Below are 18,393 nucleotides of genomic sequence, written 5' to 3' on the forward strand. Positions count from 1 at the left end.
TCGTGGAGAAAGCCCTATCTACACCTATTCCACGGCCTCGAACGTCCACTCTGCCCCGAATGGCGTCGTCCGGTAGTCCCACCGCCTGTCCGCGTCCGGTTCCGTCACCAGTTCGATAGTTCTGGTTTCCCCAGCAGGAATCCGCTGCGTGTAGGGGCCATCAGAGTCAATGTACCACGTATCTGCGGAATAGCCGGCAAATATACCTGGTTCATCTGGCGTCTTGAACTCGAAGATGGACTTGAACATCCCCGCACTGTCGCCCACGTTCTCGACCTCCATTTCGACTATCGCTTCATCGCCCGTGACGTCCTCCGGCGGAACATCGATGTTCGCCAGTTCGAATTCGGGGAAGCCACCGGGTGACTGAAGCGGGATTTCGACATCAGCGACTGCACTCCCTTCTGCGAGATTTATGCCGAACGCGAGGTCGTCAATCTTGGCCTTCGGGACAGCGTAAATCAGATGGCCGCTGTAGGTCTGCCCTGGATTGATGTTCTCCCCGGCTGCGTTCGTTCCGTCACGGCCTGCGGCCGACTCGCTCACGAAGCTCGACTCAGGAACGACAAAGTCGTCTTTCGACACTGTCTTCGCCTCGCCAGTTCCGTTCTCGAACGTCACGCTCAGAATCAGGAGGATATTATCTGAGACCGTTTCGCGAATGGCATGGACGGTGTTATCTCCCAAAGCCCGTTCGCCAGAGGGCAGTTCGTAGGCGATCATCTGTTCGTAGGACATATCAGACACTGTGGCCTGAACGCCGCTCGCAAGTTCGATGGTTTCCCCAGTACTCCCCCGCTTCGGGAGGACCGACACGGTTGACGTGACCGTATCGTCGACGGCGTAGAAGTCCGACGACGGTTCAAACGCCCAAGCACCGGCGTACTCGGCGTCGACACGATAGCTATGCGAGACTTCTTCGCCGGACGCCAGTCCGTCAGCGTTGACTGTGACTGTCTGTGGCTCAGTGTCAGCTGATTCTGAGTGGACGAACTCAATGGTTGCATCCCCGGAGATCGGCTCACCACCGACGTTGACGGCAGTCACGTCACCCTTGACCGTGTCACCGAACGCGACCTCTTTTGGCCCACTCACGGAGAGCAGTTTCAGCCGTGCCGGTGCCTCTTGATCTACTTCATACGTTGGTTCCGGCGTTGGTGTCGACTCACTGGTTCCGCCTCCGCCGTCTCCTCCGTCGCTCCCACTACATCCTGCAAGGCTGAGTGCAGCGATGCTGCTTCCGATCGTACTTACGTATGTTCGCCGTTTCATATACTACTGGCTTCATATACATATATAAATATGTGTTCTTTTATCCATATAATTGTCAGATATTAATACACAGAGCGGCGACACTGCGAAGCTCGGAGGTTGAATTCGCGGCTACGTACCGGCCGGTCAGAATATTGACGCGTCGAGTAGCGGGCACAGCAGTCGCTCACTGGTTTGCTTACGACAGTAATGTGCTCGGTCAGGGATTTGAACCCTGGTCCTCGGCTCGAAAGGCCAAGATGATTGGCCGGACTACACCAACCGAGCGTACTCATTCGTTCCGGGTGGACCAATTTAACCCCATCGAAATAGACGCTACCTGAGGATGCGTACCATTCCCAGAGACATCCAGATTGGGTGACAACTGTCGTCACACTTTATCGGTCAGACCGACTGTCCCACGATATGTCGGTCAGTTCGTTCGTCAAGAGCAACTTCTTGGCCGGGCTCGTTCTCGTTGGTCCGCTTGTGGCAACCATCGCTATCGTCCGCATCATCCTGGGCTGGGTCGGGGGGTTCCTCGACCCGCTCATCCGCGGGACGCGGCTGGCGGCGCTGACGGCGAACAACGTCTTGCTTGCCCAGTTGCTGACGCTCTCGGTTCTCGTCGCGCTCGTTACCGTTCTGGGCTATCTCGCCCAGCGAAGTATCGGCCAACAGCTCTTCGGGAAGACGGGCCAACTGGTCACGTTCGTCCCTGTTGTTCGGACCATCTACGGCAGTATTCGGCAGATGACCACCTCCGTGGTCAATCGGCAGTCGGACTTCGAGTCCGTCGTGTACGTGGAATACCCTCGGGAGGGTGTCTACCAGCTTGGGCTGAAAACAGGGACAAGCCCCGCAGATGTCTCCGAGGCAGCCGATGAACGCGCATCGAGCCTGTTCATTCCCGGAAGCCCTAACCCGACCCAGGGGATGCTCGTGATGGTTCCCGAAAGCCAGACCTACGAGTCCGACCTCAGCGTTCGGGCAGCCATCCGCCTGCTGATGACGACCGGCATGGCACAGTCCAACGACGCCATTCCACTCGACGACCCGAGGTCAGCAGCGGAGTGACCGACGCCGGGTAGGGCGGCGACGGCGCTGCCGGTCCCAGCAGCTTACTTCCCTTCGAAGTCCGGTTCTCCGTCGCCCATGAACGCGTTGATGCCCTCCATCACATCGTCGGTGCCGATGAGATGACCGAAAGCCTGTGATTCGACTTCGAGGCCGGCGTCGATGTCGTCGCGGCCGGCGAGCATCGCGCGCTTGGTGAGTTTCTGTGCGACCGGCGGGCCGGCGGCCATGTCCTTCGCCAGTTCGAGCGCGTGCTCGTGGAGGGCGTCGTTGTCGACGACCTCGTTGATGAAGCCGTATTCGGCCATCTCGTCGGCGTCGTAGCGGTCGCCCGTGAAGATAATCTCCTTGGCGCGGCCTTCGCCGACGATGCGGGCGAGGCGCTGTGTGCCGCCCCACCCCGGCAGGAGGCCGAGGTTGTGTTCGGGCTGGCCCAGTTCGGAGCGCTCCGAGGCCACGCGGAGGTCGGCACAGGTCGCCAGTTCCATCCCGCCGCCCAGCGCGTAGCCGTCGATCCCGGCGACGACCGGCATCGAGCATTCCTCAAGCTTCCCGAAGGTTTGCTGGCCCTTGCGGGAGAGTTCGATAGCGTCCAGCGGCGTCGCGTTCGAGGCCATCGCCTGGACGTCGGCCCCCGCGGAGAACGCCTTGTCGCCGGCCCCGGTCAGCAGGATAGCACGCACCTCGTCGTCTTCTTCGAGCAGGTCGACGGCGTCGGCGAGGTCGTCCATCAGCTCCGGGCTGACAGTGTTCATCCTGTGTGGGCGGTCGAGTTCGATGTGGCCGACCATCTCGCCGGGGTACTCGACGGTGACGTTGTCGAACTCTGCCGGCGCGTCGTCTTCACTGCCGTAGAAGCCACCGTCCTCTGCGGCCTCTCGGAGGCCGTCGGAGACGGCGTAGCGCTCCGCGCCGGTCTCCTCGTGGGTTTCTTCGAGTGTGTCGACGAGCGTCTCAAGACCGGTCTTGTCGGCGATTTTCGCGGGACCGTCCGGGAAGCCACCGCCGAGCTGGACAGCCTGGTCGATGTCCGCGACGGGGGCCACGTCGTTCTCGACGAGCTTCCCGACTTCGTTTGCCATCACGGCGATGAGGCGGTGCTCGACATCTTCGCGGCCGGCATCCGTCGGAATGTCGACGCCGCCGTTCTCGTAGTCGTAGAAGCCTTTCCCGGTCTTCTTCCCGAGTTCCTCGTTCTCGACTTTCTGTTCGAGTAGCGGACACGGGGCGTAGGGCTCGCCCAGCACTTCGTGCATATATTCGAGGACGTGGAGGCCGACATCGTTCCCCACCTGATCGGAGAGTTCGAACGACCCCATCGGCAGGCCCATGTCGAACTTCGTCGTCGAGTCGACCTCGGCGATGGTCGCCTCATCGCTGTGGACGAGCCACGCGGCCTCGTTCATCAGCGGGACGAGGATGCGGTTGACGATGAACCCCGGCGAGTCCTTGCGGACGCGGACCGGTGTTTTACCGAAGTCCTCCGCAAGCGCCTCGATAGCGTCCAGCGTGTCGTCGCCGGAGTGTGCGCCGGAGATTACTTCGACCAGTTGCATTCGCACCGGCGGGTTGAAGAAGTGCATCCCGCAGAACTGCTCGGGCCGTTCGGTGACTTCCGACAGTTCCGTGATGGAGAGGCTGGACGTGTTCGTGGCGAAGATGGCGTCTTCGGGGGCGTGTTCTTCGACCTCTGTGTACACGTCTTTCTTGATCTCCATCTTCTCCGGCACGGCCTCGATGACCACGTCGACGTCGCTGACTGCTTCCTCTACATCGACAAGCGGCGTCACGCGGTCCAGCGCCGCGTCAGCCTCGTCCTGTGTGAGCTGGTCCCGCTCGGCCAGCTTGTTCAGCGACCATTCGATGTTGTCGTAGCCGTCCTCGACAAACTCGTCTTTGATGTCTCGCATCCGCACGTCGTAGCCTGCGAGTGCGGCCACTTCGGTGATTCCATGGCCCATATTCCCGGCACCGAGCACGGCGATAGTGTCAATATCCTCGAAATCCATGACATATCGTTCCACTGCCGGCCGAGGCTTCAACGTTTCTCTCATTAGAAAACCACTTTCGAGTTTATTTCGGATTACAAACCATTAATGCAGTTCACGTCAACACACCACATATGGACTTCCAACTAACGAAAGAGCAGCGACAGATAAAAGACGAGATTGCCCGGTTCGCGGAAAACGAAATCAAGCCCGTCGCGACCGAGTACGACACGGAAGAGAAGTTCCCCCGAGAGATCGTCGAGAAGGCCGCTGAGATGGGGCTGACAGGTGCGAACATCCCGATGGAGTACGGCGGCGCAGGCTACGATACGCTGACGAACGCCATCATCGCCGAGGAGCTGTTCGCGGCCGATCCCGGCATCGGTCTGAGCATCCAGTCGGCCGCCTTCGGCGCGGACGCACTCATTGGATTTGGCTCGGAGGCCCAGAAAGAGGAGTACTTGGAGCCGGTGGCGACCGGCGACGCCATCATGGGCGCGGCCATCTCCGAACCCGACACCGGTTCAGATGTGTCGTCGGTGTCGACACAGGCGCGCAAGGAGGGCGACGAGTGGGTCATCAACGGCAACAAGATGTGGATTACCAATGGCTCGGTCGGTGACTACTTCGTCGTGCTCTGTGAGACCGACCCCGACGCAGAGGGGCGGTACAACGGCTTCTCACAGATTCTCGTCGAGTCCGACCGCGACGGGTTCGAGGCAGAGAAGATTACGGGGAAGCTCGGCATTCGCGCGTCGGACACGGCAGAGCTCATCCTCAACGACGTGCGCGTCCCCGAGGACAATCTTGTCGGTACGCGCGGGGCCGGCTTCCTCCAGATAATGCAGTTCTTCGACGAGACCCGGACCGGCGTGGCCGCACAGGGTGTCGGTATCGCCCGCGGGGCCGCCGAGCGTGCCCTGGAGTACGCACAGGACCGCGAACAGTTCGGCCAGTCCATCTCGGAGTTTCAGGCCATCCAGCACAAGCTCGCCGAGATGTTCACCGAAATCGAGGCGGCACGGCAGCTCACGCATAAATCCGCATGGAGCGTCGACAACGACGCCGACCGGCTCACCGAGTTGGCGTCGATGGCCAAAGAAAAGGCCTCCCGCGTCGCCGTCGAGACGGCCGACGAGGCCGTCCAGATCCACGGTGGCGCTGGCTACGTCAACGACTTCGACGTCGAGCGGTTCTACCGCGACGCAAAGATTACCCAGATCTACGAGGGAACGACCGAGATCCAGAAGAACATCATCGCCCGGGAACTGCTCGGAAAGGGCATGACCTGAGCAGTCCCCGGTTGTCGACGTGAGACACCCGTCTCCCGAGGGTGCGCTCGTTGAGTGAGGAACGACAGCAGTCCAACCGCTGCTTTTTAAGCCGCCGAGTAACGTAGAGTAGCCAACTATGGGCGACCGAGTCCCACGCCGTGCTACTCGCCCGCTCCGGACCGTAATCAGTGGTTGCTCCCCCCGCCGCCGTTGTTGTCCCCGGTGACTCGGACCACGACCGACTGTCTCGTGTGCAGACGATACGCTCCCCCCACACTACACTAATGTTCGACCGACTGAAAGCGGATATCCGTACAGCACTCGCAAAGGACCCGGCGGCGACCAGTGCCATAGAGGTCGCGCTCACCTATCCCGGCCTGCACGCGATCTGGGCCTACCGGGTCGCGCACTGGCTCTGGACCAACGACTGGACGCTGCTCGCCAGACTCGTCTCCCACATCACGCGGTTCCTGACAGGCGTCGAGATTCATCCCGCCGCGGAGGTCGGCGACCGCGTATTCATCGACCACGGGATGGGTATCGTCATCGGTGAGACGGCCGAGATCGGCGACGACGTGCTCCTGTACCACGGCGTGACGCTCGGCGGCACGTCCATGCGACGGGAGAAGCGCCACCCGACAGTCGAAGACGGCGCGACCGTCGGTGCTGACGCCTCGATAATGGGACCGATTACCGTCGGAGAAAACGCCTCCGTCGGCGCTGGCGCTGTCGTCGTTGACGACGTGGCGCCGGAGACGACAGTCGTCGGCAACCCGGCGGAACCAGTCGGTGCGGACGGTGTCACTTCACCGAATCCAGACCCTATCATCGCCGACGGGTAACAGGGACAGACACGTTCTTTTCGGTCGAGCTAGTACCACAGCAGCATGAGTGACTCGCCACACGAGGCGTTACGTGCGGACCCCGACATCGGGCCGCTGGTCGCGGCACACGGCGAACTCACGCTTGACCCCGCATCAGACCTCTTTGAGCGACTCGTCGTTTCGATTCTCCGCCAGCAAGTGTCGATGGCGTCGGCCGCCGCAACGCGAGAGCGGCTGTTCGACGCCGTCACCGTGACGCCGGCGGGCATCAGAGAGGCAGATGACGAGGTGCTCCGGGATGCTGGTCTCTCGCGGCAGAAGACTCGTTACGTCAACGAGGTCGCCGACACGTTTCTGGACCATGGCTACTCGCTGGAGACGTTCGCGGACGCCAGTGACGAGGAGATCCGCGAGGCCCTGACAGCGATTACGGGTGTCGGCGACTGGACTGCAAATATGCAACTCCTGTTCGCGTTCGGCCGCGAAGACGTGTTCCCGGTCGGCGACCTCGGCATCCGCAAGGGGTTCGAAGCCGTCGTCGGAGAGGGGTACAGCCGCGCAGAGATGCGCGAGTACGCCGAGCGGTGGTCGCCGTATCGGAGCTACGCGAGCCTGTATCTGTGGCGGGCCAGCGAGGATATCTCCGAGAGCGTCGCCGAAGTGCGCGAGGACTGAGCCGGTTCGGAATCTGGTGCGAACGGTTACTCCTCGCTCTGTTCCTCTTCTTCGGTCTCCACGTCTGACTCGTCGTCGGCACGGCGGGTCACGTCGACCTGATAGTGCTTGAGGATGTCCCGTCCCAGCAACAACGGGTAGTCCATGTGCCCGCGGTCTTCGACGCTTGCGGTGACGGTGTGCTGGGTCCCGCCAACACCGACGACAAGGTCGACGACCGGGCGCGACCGACCGGACTTGAGGCTCCCGGACTTGATTTTCACGATGTCGAGAATCGGTCCCGTTCCGATTTCCGCGGCGAGTTTGGCGTCGATACTAGTTCTGGTCGCACCCGTGTCGGACTTCGCGAGGACGGACTTGGTCCCCTGGGTCCCGGTGACGACGACCTCCTCGATGTAGCCCACGACGACGTTCTCCTGCGCCTGCGGCTGTGGCTTTTTCGGCGTACACGCGGGCTTGGAGTCGTCGAGTCGGTCCGAGAGCCGTTCGACAGTTTCGTCGTCGACACTCCCGCCAGCGCGCTCGATGGCGAGCTGGGCGATATAGGGAGCGGGGCTGACACCACTTGCCTTGAACAGGCCGCGGAATCCGGCGGTGGGGTTGACTTCGAGCACGTAGTACCCGTCGTCGCTTTGCACAATGTCGACGCCGGCGTAGTCCAGCCCGATTGCCTCCACCGAGTCGAGGGCTATCTCCCTGACCCGCTCGGGGAGCTTGCCGGTCATGTCCTCAACGTCGCCGCCCAGCGCGACGTTGGTCCGCCACTCGCCCTCGGGCGCGTAGCGGTTCATCGCGCCGACGATCTGGTCGCCGACGACGTACACGCGGAGGTCGTGGTGGCGTTTCTCGTCGTGTTCCATGTACTCCTGTAAGAACGCGTAGCGGCCCCCGACCTGTGCGTTGACCTGGTTTTCGATGTCGACCATCCACGTTCCGCCGCCGTGAGTGCCGATGGCCGTCTTGTACACCGCGCGGTCACCGAAGCGGTCCCGCTCCTCGTTTAACATATCGCTCGACAGCGCGAGCAACGCGTCCGGGACCGGGACGCCGGCGTCGGCCAATGCGGCAGCGCTCGCAAACTTGTGTAAGGCCGTCGTCGCCGCCATTGGCTCGTTCAACATCGGTGCGAGCCGGCTGATGGTCATCCCCAGTCCGATCCCTTCGGCAGGGTGTTCGCTGCTTGACAGCAGCAGTCGGTTCGCAACGACGTCGACACTTGGGTTGAGTGTCATCTCGCCGTCAGCAACGCTGACCGCAGTGTTTTCCGCGCGAAGCCACTCCGTTCCGTAGCCCATCTCGTCGACCGCGTTCAGAATCGCCTTCGATTCTTTGCTTGAGTGGAGACTGAGAACACCCACTGTGAGGTCTTGGTCGCTCATGTTGTCGCCTTCTGCCGGCCCCAGTATAGGTGTACGGATGCGGCATGCGGCACGGCCAGTCCGGACCTGCCTCGCCGGAGGGGTTTTATCAGCCGCCTCGTGTTGTGAGTGCATGGGCAAGGCCGAGCCGTTCACCTACGACGGGGGAATTGTGTCGCCGGGGGAGACCCGCAACATTCGCTATACGGTCAGCGAGACGTATCTGGGGGATGCCGTCCGAATGCCGGTTACCATCGTCAACGGGGAACGGCCCGGTCCGACAGTGTTTCTCACCGCAGCGGCACACGGCGACGAACTCAACGGCATCGAGGTCGTCCGGGAAGTGGCCCACGAGTGGGACCACGAGGGGCTGGCGGGGACGCTAATCTGTCTCCCGGTGCTGAACGTCCCTGCGTTTCTGGCACAGGAGCGATACCTGCCCATCTACGACAGAGACCTGAACCGCTCGTTCCCCGGTGACCCCGACTCGACGAGCGCCAAGCGGATGGCACACAAGATTTTCCGGAACTTCCTGGCCCCCTGTGACGTGGGCCTCGATTTCCACACGTCAACACGCGGGCGAACTAACATGCTCCATGTCCGGGCAGACATGGACGACCCGTCAGTCGCGCGGGTCGCGAACGCCTTCGCGTCGAACGTCATCATCTCCTCTGACGGCCCGTCAGGGTCGCTCCGGCGGGAACTGAGCGATTCGGGCGTCCCAACGATCACGATAGAGATGGGCGAAGCCCACCGGTTCCAGCGACCGCTTATCGACTCGGCACTGGAGAGCGTCCGGTCGGTGCTCGCGGAGTTTGGCCTCCGTGACTCCGATACGGTCCGGTGGCCGGGCTGGCGGACAGTCATCGACGACAGTGGCGAGAAAACCTGGATACGGGCGGACTCGGGCGGTTTAGTGGACATGCACTACGACCGCGGCGACCTGGTGTATGAAGACGACGTGATCTGTACGATCGCGAACCCGTTCAAGACGGAGAACACGCTGATGCGTGCGCCGTTTACCGGCCTGCTGGTCGGCATCCTCGAGAATCCACTGGTGTATCCCGGGAACCCCCTCTGTCACCTTGTCAGACTTGATGACCGGACACAGCGCGCAATCGAGTGGAACCGTCGGACGGACGACGACGATTGGTAACTGCGGAGTAGTCAATTGACGAACGTCTTCGGGCAGGATTCCGGCGATACGCGTCCGTTGTAGAAACTACTATCTGTCCCCGGACTAACCCCCCAGTGTATGAGTCAGTCTTACAATCGCGGCACCGTCGAGGACTTCGGACGGTGGCGGGAGTTCACGGCCGGGATGTGGGCCTGGATCTTCCACAAGTTCACCGGCTGGGTTCTCGTGGGCTACCTGTTCACCCACATCGCGGTGCTGAGCACTTCGGTCGGCGTCGATCCGGCGAGCGCACAGGCAGGCACCGACCTCTACACCAGCACGCTCAGCGGCCTCGAATCGCTGCTGATCGTCCGGTTCCTCGAAGTCGGGCTCCTGGCCGTCGCCGTCTTCCACATCCTCAACGGGATTCGACTGCTGATGGTTGACCTCGGCGTTGGGCTGGAATCGCAGGACAAGAGCTTCTACGCCTCGCTCGTGCTGACGGGCGCCATCGTCGTCGCAAGCGTGCCGACGTTCCTCGGGGGGAAACTACTCTAATGGCACAGCACTACTCCTCCTTTGACCGCGGCGGCCGTCGCTGGCTGTTCCAGCGCCTGACAGCGGTGTTCCTGATCGGCGTGCTCGCGTTCCACTTCATGCTGTTGCACTTCGTGAACCACGCCGCAGATATCACGTTCCTGGGCACGCAGGCCCGAATGAGTCAGGTCAGCTACTTCGCGACGATGTGGCTGTTCCTCGTGACCGCGACGTTCCACGGCGTCAACGGCGTGTACAACGCGCTGGTCAACCAGGGACTCACCGGTTCCCAGAAAAACGCAGTCAAATATATGCTCGGCATCGCCGGCCTCCTGCTCGTCGTGCAGGGGACCCGCGTGTCGCTGGCCATGACGACCCTCGTCTGAACTATGAGCACGCAAATCGAACAACAGGAGACCGAAACGGAGGCCGACGAGGAGACAGAGCCCGAGGTCGAATCCCCGGGTGACCGTCGGCGCGCACAGCGAGACGAACGACAGGCACAGGAGCAGGCCCAGCGAGAAGTCGAAGAGGAGACGCTCGACGACGAAGACACGATCACGCTGAAGGTGTTCCGCTATGACCCCGAAGTCGAGGGGAAGCAGGAACCACGGTTCGACGACTTCCGCGTCCCGTTCCACAAGGGGATGACTATCCTCGATGCCCTCATCTACGCACGGGACCACTACGACTCATCGCTGACCTTCCGACACTCCTGCCGGCAGGCCGTCTGTGGATCCGATGCGCTGTTTGTCAACGGGAGACAGCGACTCGGCTGCAAGACGCAGATATCCGAGCTCGAGGACCCCATCCGTATCGAGCCACTGCCCCATCAGGAGGTCGTGAAGGACCTCGTCGTCGACATGGAGCACTTCTACGACCAGATGGAGGCCGTCGAGCCGTACTTCGACGCCGACGAGCTCCCTGAGGACGAACTCGAAGAGCAACGCCAGACCCGGGAGAACCGCGAAAAGGTCAAGATGTCCACGCGGTGTATCTGGTGTGGCGCGTGCATGTCCTCGTGTAACATCGCCGCCGGCGACAACGAGTACCTCGGCCCCGCCGCCATCAACAAGGCCTACCGGTTCGCGATGGACGAACGCGAAGGCGAGAACCGCAAGCAGGAGCGCCTGCGTATCATCGAACAGGAACACGGCGTCTGGCGCTGCCAGACCCAGTTCTCCTGTACCGAAGTGTGTCCGAAGGACATCCCGCTGACAGAGCACATCCAGGAGCTCAAGCGGGAAGCAGTCAAGAACAACCTCAAATTCTGGTAGCGCCGTCACGTCCCTGAGACGTAGTTTTCCGATGTAGCCTTTCACAGCCGCTCACTCCGCGCACTGAAAATTTCAGTGTCTGTATAGTTTACCACAGAGTCGTGGCTCTCTCATATATATCCGTCTTTGGAGACTCTCTAGAGACAATCTGGCCCCATTTGGGACAGTGCGAAAGAACTTGCCATCTAGTTGGCCGAAACGAATTTTCAGTAGCACAGAATAATTTTCACCGGAGGGACACTCCATGCGAACAACACATTCACCATGGTGCGGGAGGATATCCCGATGACCGATGACAGCGCCAGTCGGCAGGTGAGCAGGCGGCGTGTCCTCAGTGCGGGCGGGGCGGCACTCGGCGGGCTCACGCTGGGCGGCGCTTCGGTGGTCGCACAGTCCGACAACGGTGGCGGGAACGCCCGTTCCTACCGGGTAACAGTGACGAATCTCACACAAGGGCAACCGTTCACGCCGCCGGCAGTTGCAGTCCACCGGCCAAGCGTCGAGGTGTTTGCAGTCGGCGACGAGGCGAACGAGCCGACGCGACAAATCGCTGAGAACGGCAATCTCGACCCGTTGGTCGGCCTAATAGAAGCGACCAACGCGATTCGCGGGGCGGCTGTCGGCGAAGGGCCAGTCGTCCCGAAGGCCGACCCGGGCAACACGGGCCACCCGTACTACCGGGAACTCCACATCGAAGCCGACGCCAGCGCGCGGTATCTGACGTTCATCAGCATGCTCATCGCTACGAACGACGGCTTCGTTGGCCTCGATACTGTGCCGCTCCCACAGGAGTCAAACAGCTCAGTGACCTACTACGCGAACGGATACGACGCCGGCACTGAACAGAACACAGAGCGGTTTGAAGACTTGGTCCCACCGGCGAAGACGCTGATTCTCGGCGGCGAAGCCGAAGGAACGACTGAGAGCAACCCAGACATCGCCGAGGACGGGGTCATCACGCCCCACCCGGGCATCAGAGGGACTGGGAATCTCCCGCAGGCAGTGTACGACTGGGACGAACCGGCCGCAGTCGTTCAGGTCGAGCGACTCTGAACTGCGAGACACTGGCGGAGTGGCGACTGCGATGGCTTCGTCGGTACCGTCTCGTCCAGCGTCGCCAGCGTGGCGCGCAAGCGGTGCGTCGCGACACCGGGTGAAATAAAGTGGGTTCGGACAGGACAAGGCCCCAAACGGGGAACTGCGTTCAGCTATCGGAACAGATAAACTCGAAGCGCGCACCGCCGCTTTCGCTGTCGGTGGCGATGACCTCCCAGTTGTGTGCGTCGACGATTTGTTCGACGATGCAGAGCCCGAACCCGGTTCCCTCATCGGCCGTCGAGTAGCCGGGTTCGAACAGGTCCGCGGTGCCGTCCTGAAAGCCCGCGCCGTCGTCCGTGACGTAGAATCCCCACGGCTCTGTTCCGACGGTGACGGTCACGTCGTCGCCACCGTGTTCGATAGCGTTCCGAAAGAGGTTCTCAAGTAATTCCAGCATCGCGCCTTCGTCGGCCTTGATGCTGTCGTCAGCAACAGTTTCAAGCGTCGCGTTCTGGGTGTCGACCATCGACCAGGCCCGCTGAGAAAGGGCGTCGAGGTCGACTGTTTCGATCTCCGTCGGGTCGACGCCCTGTTTGGCGAGTACGAGCAAGTCGTCGATGAGCGTGTACATTCGGTCAATGCTCCGCTCGGCTCGCTCGAAGTGTGCTTCTTCGCCGGTCTCACGCGCGAGTTCGAGCGAGCCGTCGAGGACATCCAGCGGGTTCCGGAGGTCGTGACTGATAGCGTCCGAGAAACGCTCAAGGCGCTGGTTCTGTCGTTTGAGTTCCTGTTCGCGCTGTTTCCGTTCGGAGATATCGCGGGTCGTAACGACAACGTGGTCTTCCAGCGGGCCGCTCGCGACCTGCTGGCCACGGGATTCCGCCCAGATCCAGTCACCATCGGCGTGGCGATATCGGTGTTCGATGACAGCGACGTACCCCGGGTCGTCTATCATCCGGCCGAACTCGGTGAGCGCGGTCGAGAGGTCGTCCGGGTGTACGTACTCGAAGAGGTCCGAGTCTTGCATTTCCTCTTGCTCGTAGCCGAGGACGCGTTCCACAGACGGGCTGATGTACTCGACGCTGCCCTGCTCGTCGAACACAGTGAGTACGTCGGAGGTGTGTGTGACGAACTGGTGAAACTGGGCCTCAAAGCGCGGCCGGTCGCTGACATCGCGGGAGGTGAATACTCGGCAATCGCGGTCCGTCTCAGTGGCCGTTGAGACGATGGTTTCGAGCCAGAGCCAGTCGCCGTCGGCGTTTCGGAACCGGTACTCGGTCCCGTCGTCCTCTCGTTCGCCCACGAGTGTGGCGCGGACGCGGTCTGTATCTTCTGGGTGGACGAGATCCAGCCAGTTCGTGCCGACGAGCGACTCCATATCATACCCTAATATACGTTCGATAGCCGGACTCACGAACCGTATCACCAGTTCGGTGTCGGTAACTGTCAGAACTGATGGTGCTTCTGCTAACACCGCTTCGAAATCATCAGTTGACGTGAGGTACTGGTCTGGCATCAGCGTTGAAACGGGCCGGGGCCGTACTGAGACTATCCGGTTGCTCTAGTATCAGTAGTTGGTTCCTAAGTATTCACAGCGTGTGATATAATTCCATCGGATAGGTCAAAATTCACTTTTACTGACAGTACGTGCCGGTGTCAGAAATGGGATACAGCCCACTAGAAGCGTCACGCTCGGTAACGCAACAGGGAGGCTTAAGTTTGGCTAATCCTAAGCCGAAACCACGCCAAGAGACACTCTCACAATGTACGAACACGATGTCATCGTGGTCGGCGCGGGTGGCGCTGGCCTCAGGGCGGCTATTGCAGCGGACGAAGAGGGTGCAGACGTTGCCCTCGTGACCAAGCTCCATCCGGTTCGGAGCCACACAGGTGCCGCGGAGGGGGGAATCAACGCCGCGCTGCAGGAAGGGGACTCCTGGGACCTCCACGCGTACGACACGATGAAGGGGTCCGACTACCTCGGCGATGCCCCTGCTATCGACACCTTCGCCAAGGACGCCCCGGAAGAGGTCATCCAGCTCGAACACTGGGGAATGCCCTTCTCGCGTGAGGACGACGGGCGCGTCTCCCAGCGACCCTTCGGCGGTCTCTCCTACCCGCGGACGACCTACGCGGGTGCCGAAACCGGTCACCACCTCCTGCACACGATGTACGAGCAGGCGGTCAAGCGCGGCATCGAAGTGTACGACGAGTGGTACGTGACCCAGCTTGCGGTCACTGACCACGACGACCCCGAGGACCGCGTCTGTCACGGCTGTGTCGCCTACGACATCAAGTCCGGGGAGATTCAGGGCTTCCGGGCGAACAACGGCGTCATCCTGGCGACCGGCGGTCTGGGGCAGGCCTTCGACCACACCACGAACGCCGTCGCCAACACCGGGGACGGCTGTGCGATGGCCTACCGCGCCGGCGTCCCGATGGAGGACATGGAGATGATCCAGTTCCACCCGACCACGCTCCCGTCGACAGGCGTGCTCATCTCCGAAGGGGTCCGCGGCGAGGGCGGCATCCTCTACAACGACGACGAGGAGCGGTTCATGTTCGAGCACGGCTACGCCAACAACGAGGGGGAACTGGCCTCCCGCGACGTGGTCGCCCGGGCCGAACTGACGGAGGTCAACGAGGGCCGCGGCGTCGAGGACGAGTACGTCGACCTCGACATGCGCCACCTCGGCGAGGAGCGCATTCTCGACCGTCTTGAGAACATCCTCCACCTCGCGGAGGACTTCGAGGGCGTCGACGGCCTTGAGGAGCCGATGCCGGTCAAGCCCGGCCAGCACTACGCCATGGGCGGCGTCGAGACCGACGAGAACGGCGAGACGTGCATCGACGGCCTCTACGCGGCCGGTGAGACCGCCTGCGTGTCGCTACACGGCGCGAACCGACTCGGGGGCAACGCCCTGCCGGAACTACTCGTGTTCGGCGCTCGCGCCGGCCACCACGCCGCCGGCAAGGACATGAAAACCGCCGAAATCGAGACTGGTCCCTCCGCCAAAAGCGAGCCTGGCGACGTGGAGCCACCGGTCGAACCCGGCGCAATCGACGCCAGTAGCGGCGACGTTGCCGCAGACGGGGCCGCTGTCGAACCGACGGCGGTACTCGAAAGCACCGTCGAGCAGGAACGCCAGCGCGTCGAAACCCTCATCGAGTCCGACGGCATCAACCACGCTGAAGTTCGCGCGGATGTCCAGGAGACGATGACCGAGAACGTCAACGTGTTCCGGACAGAGGAGGGCCTGGAGAAGGCCCTGCGGGACCTTCGGGAAGCCCGCAAGGAGTACGAGAACGTCGCTGTCGAGGACCCCTCCCGGACCTACAACACGGACCTCATCCACACCATCGAGACGCGCAACATCCTCGACGTGGCCGAGGCCATCACGCTCGGCGCACTTGCCCGCGAGGAGTTCCGCGGCGCACACTGGCGCGCCGAACACCAGGAGCGCAAGGACGACGAGTGGATCAAGCACACGATGCTGGCATGGAACGAGGGCCAGCCGGAACTGTACTACAAGCCCGTTATCCTCGAAGGCGACGAAGAGACCTACGAACCGAAGGTCCGGTCGTACTGACGACCTGCCCACCGCCTGGGTTATCTGTTTGTGCGAGTTTCAGGGCGCGCCGACGAGGATAAACGTGCTCTCAGTATCGCCGTTGTGGATCGCTCGCTCCGCCTCCGGCGGAAGCCTGATTGCGTCGCCGGCTTCGAGGGACACCTCGTCGCCGTCAACCTCGACAGTCGCTGTTCCCTCGACGAGGACGTACACCTCTTCGTGACCTTCGTCGGCGTGGTCGTGCGGTTTGCCGGTCCAGCCAGCCTCACAGTCCAGCACAGTGACGCCAACCTGCTCACAGTCCAGCGGGTCCCGGAGGAAGTGCATCGCATCTGCGACCGGTTCCACGTCGGTGTAGTTGACTTTCGTGTAGCTCACGTCCAATACTGTCGTCGGCCAGCATGAAATAAGCTGTTGTGGATCCGATAGGAATAGGCAAGGGACAGATACCGCTCCGACGATAGACGGTACCACAATGGTCCAGCAAACGCCCGGCTAAACATCACTCGACTGCCGGGAGCGTTGCGCGGGGAAACACCCGGAATCATCACTTACTTGGTTGTCAGGAACGTATATTAGGTAGCTTGGAAGGGTGGCTCAGTGGTAGAGCGCTACCAGCCAACATGCCAGAATCGGTTGGTGGTTACCCCGCAAAGGGCTCCGCGTGGTTCGACTCCCGCCCCTTCCATTTTCCGTCATTCATCGTGAGCGGATGCGACCGGCTTCGATGTGCCACACCGGCGGCTCAGCCCTGATAGTTGGGCTGGCCAGAATTACTGCACACACCGGAGGGGCGGCTGGGAGCTACGAACTGTTGGCGTGGGAGCTAGCGGCTCACAGGAAGTGGAAAGGTAAGGAATGTGGGGGTGGGGGGTGGGGGTGGTGCGGCACCAGTACGGTGCCTATCTGGAACAAAGCGGGGAGATGTATAAAAAATCACCGCCGAGATTATCAGATCTGATTTTTCGTCAGGCCGTCAGTACCGGGCACCACGCCATCGCCGTAGATAACAAAGAGAGAAACAACAGCGACGTGTCCCGGTTTCGACCAGTTACTTGTGGGTGAATAGCACGACGTTCCCGTCGTTGATGGTCGTACAGAGGTCCATCTCGAAATCGAGATTGAGCGACGTGAACTCCTGCTTGCAGACGACCATATCGTCGAACGGCTCTTCACAGGACGGACAGGCTACAGCCGTCGTGTTCTGGTACGAAGCGATCGCCTCGTTATCCTCGCGCGGCGTCAACGACGAGCGGAGTTCGTCGAAGTCGTCCATGTTCGGGCAACCGCGGGCGTGCGTCATAAATCATGCGCCACCCCGTCACCAAGGTATTAAAGTTTATTTGTGGTAATACAATCACAATGACTTCACCCGGTGTCGGAACGCGCTTTGCACTCGTCGCAGGAACCACGGAAACCGCAAGTCGGGCGGGTATCAGCGCCGCTGGAGCCGATCCCGAGCTCATGTCAGTAACGCCCGCGGCGGATGCAGAGTTGGTGACATACGGCAGTCCGGTCCGGACGGACGTGACACCAGTCAGTCCAAGCGGCTGTCCGACGCCGGCACTGGTGACACGGGCTGTCCGAGAAGTCCTGGGGTTTGATACCACAGTTATTGACGGCGGACTGGCGGAGCGAACGGGAGCGCCAACGGTCGCTGTCGGCGCACGTCCGGGAAAAGACATCGCAGAGCAAGACCCGGTGTCGACGGCCCACGGGGCGTTCGCGGCCGCCCGACAGCTCGGGCAGGCGCTCCCGGCCGACGAGTTGTATCTTGGCGAGACTATTCCCGGCGGGACAACGACGGCCCTCGGCGTCCTCCGGGCATTGGGTGAGGACGGGATGGTCTCATCGTCGCTTCCAGAGAATCCCACAGAACAGAAAGAGAAACTGGTCGCCGAGGGACTCCAAGCCAGTTCGTTGTCACCGGGTGACGCCGCAAACGAACCGAAACGGGCGGTCCGCCGGATGGGTGACCCCGTTCTGGCAACGCTCGCTGGTCTGACCGCGGGAGCCGTCGAGAGCGATACCGCCGTGACACTCGCCGGCGGCAGCCAGTGCATCGCGGTCGCTGCGCTGGTCCGCCACGGCGGCTACGAGGGACCGCTCGGACTGGCGACGACGAGCTACGTAGCTGACGACGAGAGTGCCGACGTGCGAGCCTCCGCTGCTCGGCTCGATATCGACCTGACGGTAACGGACCCCGGATTCGACCAGAGCGACCACGTCGCGATGGAGCGGTTCGTCGCCGGCGAGGCCAAGGAAGGGGTCGGAATGGGCGGCGCGCTGGCGCTAGCCGACCGCGCCGGCATCCCGATGGCAGAGGTACGGGACCGGTTTGGGGCCCTCTACGACGACCTGATCGGCGACGCGCCCTCAGCGACGGCCGAGGAGGGGACGTGAGG

General features: G+C 61.9%; 17 protein-coding genes and 2 tRNA genes. 12 read left to right on the top strand and 7 right to left on the bottom strand.

The window, feature by feature from the left end:
- Positions 1 to 24: 24 nt before the first annotated feature.
- Positions 25 to 1,272 (bottom strand): hypothetical protein, encoded by a 1,248-nt coding sequence (locus BVU17_08155; protein AUG47490.1) that lies wholly within the window; start codon positions 1,270 to 1,272, stop codon positions 25 to 27.
- Positions 1,273 to 1,464: 192 nt separating this feature from the next.
- Positions 1,465 to 1,539, bottom strand: a tRNA-Glu gene (locus tag BVU17_08160).
- Positions 1,540 to 1,677: 138 nt separating this feature from the next.
- Between BVU17_08160 and BVU17_08165 the strand changes: the two genes are divergently transcribed.
- Positions 1,678 to 2,328 (top strand): hypothetical protein, encoded by a 651-nt coding sequence (locus BVU17_08165; protein AUG47491.1) that lies wholly within the window; start codon positions 1,678 to 1,680, stop codon positions 2,326 to 2,328.
- A gap of 44 nt (positions 2,329 to 2,372) precedes the next feature.
- On the opposite strand, the gene BVU17_08170 is transcribed toward BVU17_08165, so the two are convergent.
- Positions 2,373 to 4,337, bottom strand: a complete 1,965-nt coding sequence (locus BVU17_08170) for a 3-hydroxyacyl-CoA dehydrogenase (GenBank protein AUG47492.1) — start codon at positions 4,335 to 4,337, stop codon at positions 2,373 to 2,375.
- Between the two features lie 113 nt (positions 4,338 to 4,450).
- On the opposite strand from BVU17_08170, the gene BVU17_08175 reads away from it, so the two are divergent.
- From BVU17_08175 to BVU17_08185, 3 genes are all read left to right on the top strand, one after another.
- Positions 4,451 to 5,608 (top strand): acyl-CoA dehydrogenase, encoded by a 1,158-nt coding sequence (locus BVU17_08175; protein AUG47493.1) that lies wholly within the window; start codon positions 4,451 to 4,453, stop codon positions 5,606 to 5,608.
- A gap of 266 nt (positions 5,609 to 5,874) precedes the next feature.
- Positions 5,875 to 6,432: a serine O-acetyltransferase gene (locus BVU17_08180; GenBank protein ID AUG47494.1), complete on the top strand. Its 558-nt coding sequence runs from the start codon at positions 5,875 to 5,877 to the stop codon at positions 6,430 to 6,432.
- A gap of 45 nt (positions 6,433 to 6,477) precedes the next feature.
- Complete coding sequence (locus BVU17_08185; GenBank protein ID AUG47495.1) at positions 6,478 to 7,089, top strand: 3-methyladenine DNA glycosylase; 612 nt, start codon at positions 6,478 to 6,480, stop codon at positions 7,087 to 7,089.
- A gap of 26 nt (positions 7,090 to 7,115) precedes the next feature.
- On the opposite strand, the gene BVU17_08190 is transcribed toward BVU17_08185, so the two are convergent.
- Positions 7,116 to 8,468 carry an ATP-dependent carboxylate-amine ligase gene (locus BVU17_08190; protein AUG47496.1) on the bottom strand — a complete coding sequence of 451 codons (1,353 nt, stop codon included), beginning with the start codon at positions 8,466 to 8,468 and terminating at the stop codon, positions 7,116 to 7,118.
- 112 nt (positions 8,469 to 8,580) lie between these two features.
- On the opposite strand from BVU17_08190, the gene BVU17_08195 reads away from it, so the two are divergent.
- The 5 genes from BVU17_08195 to BVU17_08215 all read left to right on the top strand — a co-directional run bounded on the left by BVU17_08195 (position 8,581) and on the right by BVU17_08215 (position 12,431).
- The gene (locus BVU17_08195; GenBank protein AUG47497.1) at positions 8,581 to 9,603 is read left to right on the top strand and encodes a deacylase; all 1,023 of its coding nucleotides are present in this window, start codon (positions 8,581 to 8,583) and stop codon (positions 9,601 to 9,603) included.
- 99 nt (positions 9,604 to 9,702) lie between these two features.
- Positions 9,703 to 10,122, top strand: a complete 420-nt coding sequence (locus BVU17_08200; protein ID AUG47498.1) for a succinate dehydrogenase, cytochrome b556 subunit — start codon at positions 9,703 to 9,705, stop codon at positions 10,120 to 10,122.
- Positions 10,122 to 10,487 carry a succinate dehydrogenase gene (locus BVU17_08205; GenBank protein ID AUG47499.1) on the top strand — a complete coding sequence of 122 codons (366 nt, stop codon included), beginning with the start codon at positions 10,122 to 10,124 and terminating at the stop codon, positions 10,485 to 10,487. The genes BVU17_08200 and BVU17_08205 overlap by 1 nt, the downstream gene beginning before the upstream one ends.
- A gap of 3 nt (positions 10,488 to 10,490) precedes the next feature.
- On the top strand, positions 10,491 to 11,378 hold the full coding sequence (locus BVU17_08210) for a succinate dehydrogenase (protein AUG47500.1): 888 nt from the start codon (positions 10,491 to 10,493) through the stop codon (positions 11,376 to 11,378).
- Between the two features lie 285 nt (positions 11,379 to 11,663).
- Positions 11,664 to 12,431, top strand: coding sequence for a hypothetical protein (locus tag BVU17_08215; GenBank protein ID AUG48872.1), 768 nt, complete (start codon positions 11,664 to 11,666; stop codon positions 12,429 to 12,431).
- Positions 12,432 to 12,582: 151 nt separating this feature from the next.
- Here BVU17_08215 and BVU17_08220 read toward each other — a convergent pair whose 3' ends face one another.
- Positions 12,583 to 13,932: a PAS domain-containing sensor histidine kinase gene (locus BVU17_08220; GenBank protein ID AUG47501.1), complete on the bottom strand. Its 1,350-nt coding sequence runs from the start codon at positions 13,930 to 13,932 to the stop codon at positions 12,583 to 12,585.
- 247 nt (positions 13,933 to 14,179) lie between these two features.
- Here BVU17_08220 and BVU17_08225 point away from each other — a divergent pair, with 247 nt between their 5' ends.
- Entirely contained in the window at positions 14,180 to 16,006 is a 1,827-nt protein-coding gene (locus BVU17_08225) for a succinate dehydrogenase (GenBank protein ID AUG47502.1), read from the top strand.
- A gap of 39 nt (positions 16,007 to 16,045) precedes the next feature.
- Here the strand turns inward: BVU17_08225 and BVU17_08230 are convergent, their stop codons facing one another.
- The gene (locus BVU17_08230) at positions 16,046 to 16,366 is read right to left on the bottom strand and encodes a cupin (protein AUG47503.1); all 321 of its coding nucleotides are present in this window, start codon (positions 16,364 to 16,366) and stop codon (positions 16,046 to 16,048) included.
- A 208-nt stretch (positions 16,367 to 16,574) separates the two neighbouring features.
- Between BVU17_08230 and BVU17_08235 the strand changes: the two genes are divergently transcribed.
- A tRNA-Gly gene (locus BVU17_08235) sits at positions 16,575 to 16,676 on the top strand.
- Between the two features lie 363 nt (positions 16,677 to 17,039).
- Here the strand turns inward: BVU17_08235 and BVU17_08240 are convergent.
- Positions 17,040 to 17,264 (bottom strand): hypothetical protein, encoded by a 225-nt coding sequence (locus BVU17_08240; GenBank protein ID AUG47504.1) that lies wholly within the window; start codon positions 17,262 to 17,264, stop codon positions 17,040 to 17,042.
- 86 nt (positions 17,265 to 17,350) lie between these two features.
- Between BVU17_08240 and BVU17_08245 the strand changes: the two genes are divergently transcribed.
- Entirely contained in the window at positions 17,351 to 18,391 is a 1,041-nt protein-coding gene (locus BVU17_08245) for a TIGR00303 family protein (protein AUG47505.1), read from the top strand.
- Positions 18,392 to 18,393 lie beyond the last annotated feature (2 nt).

The organism is Haloarcula taiwanensis (genome assembly GCA_002844335.1).
Classification (GTDB): domain Archaea; phylum Halobacteriota; class Halobacteria; order Halobacteriales; family Haloarculaceae; genus Haloarcula; species Haloarcula taiwanensis.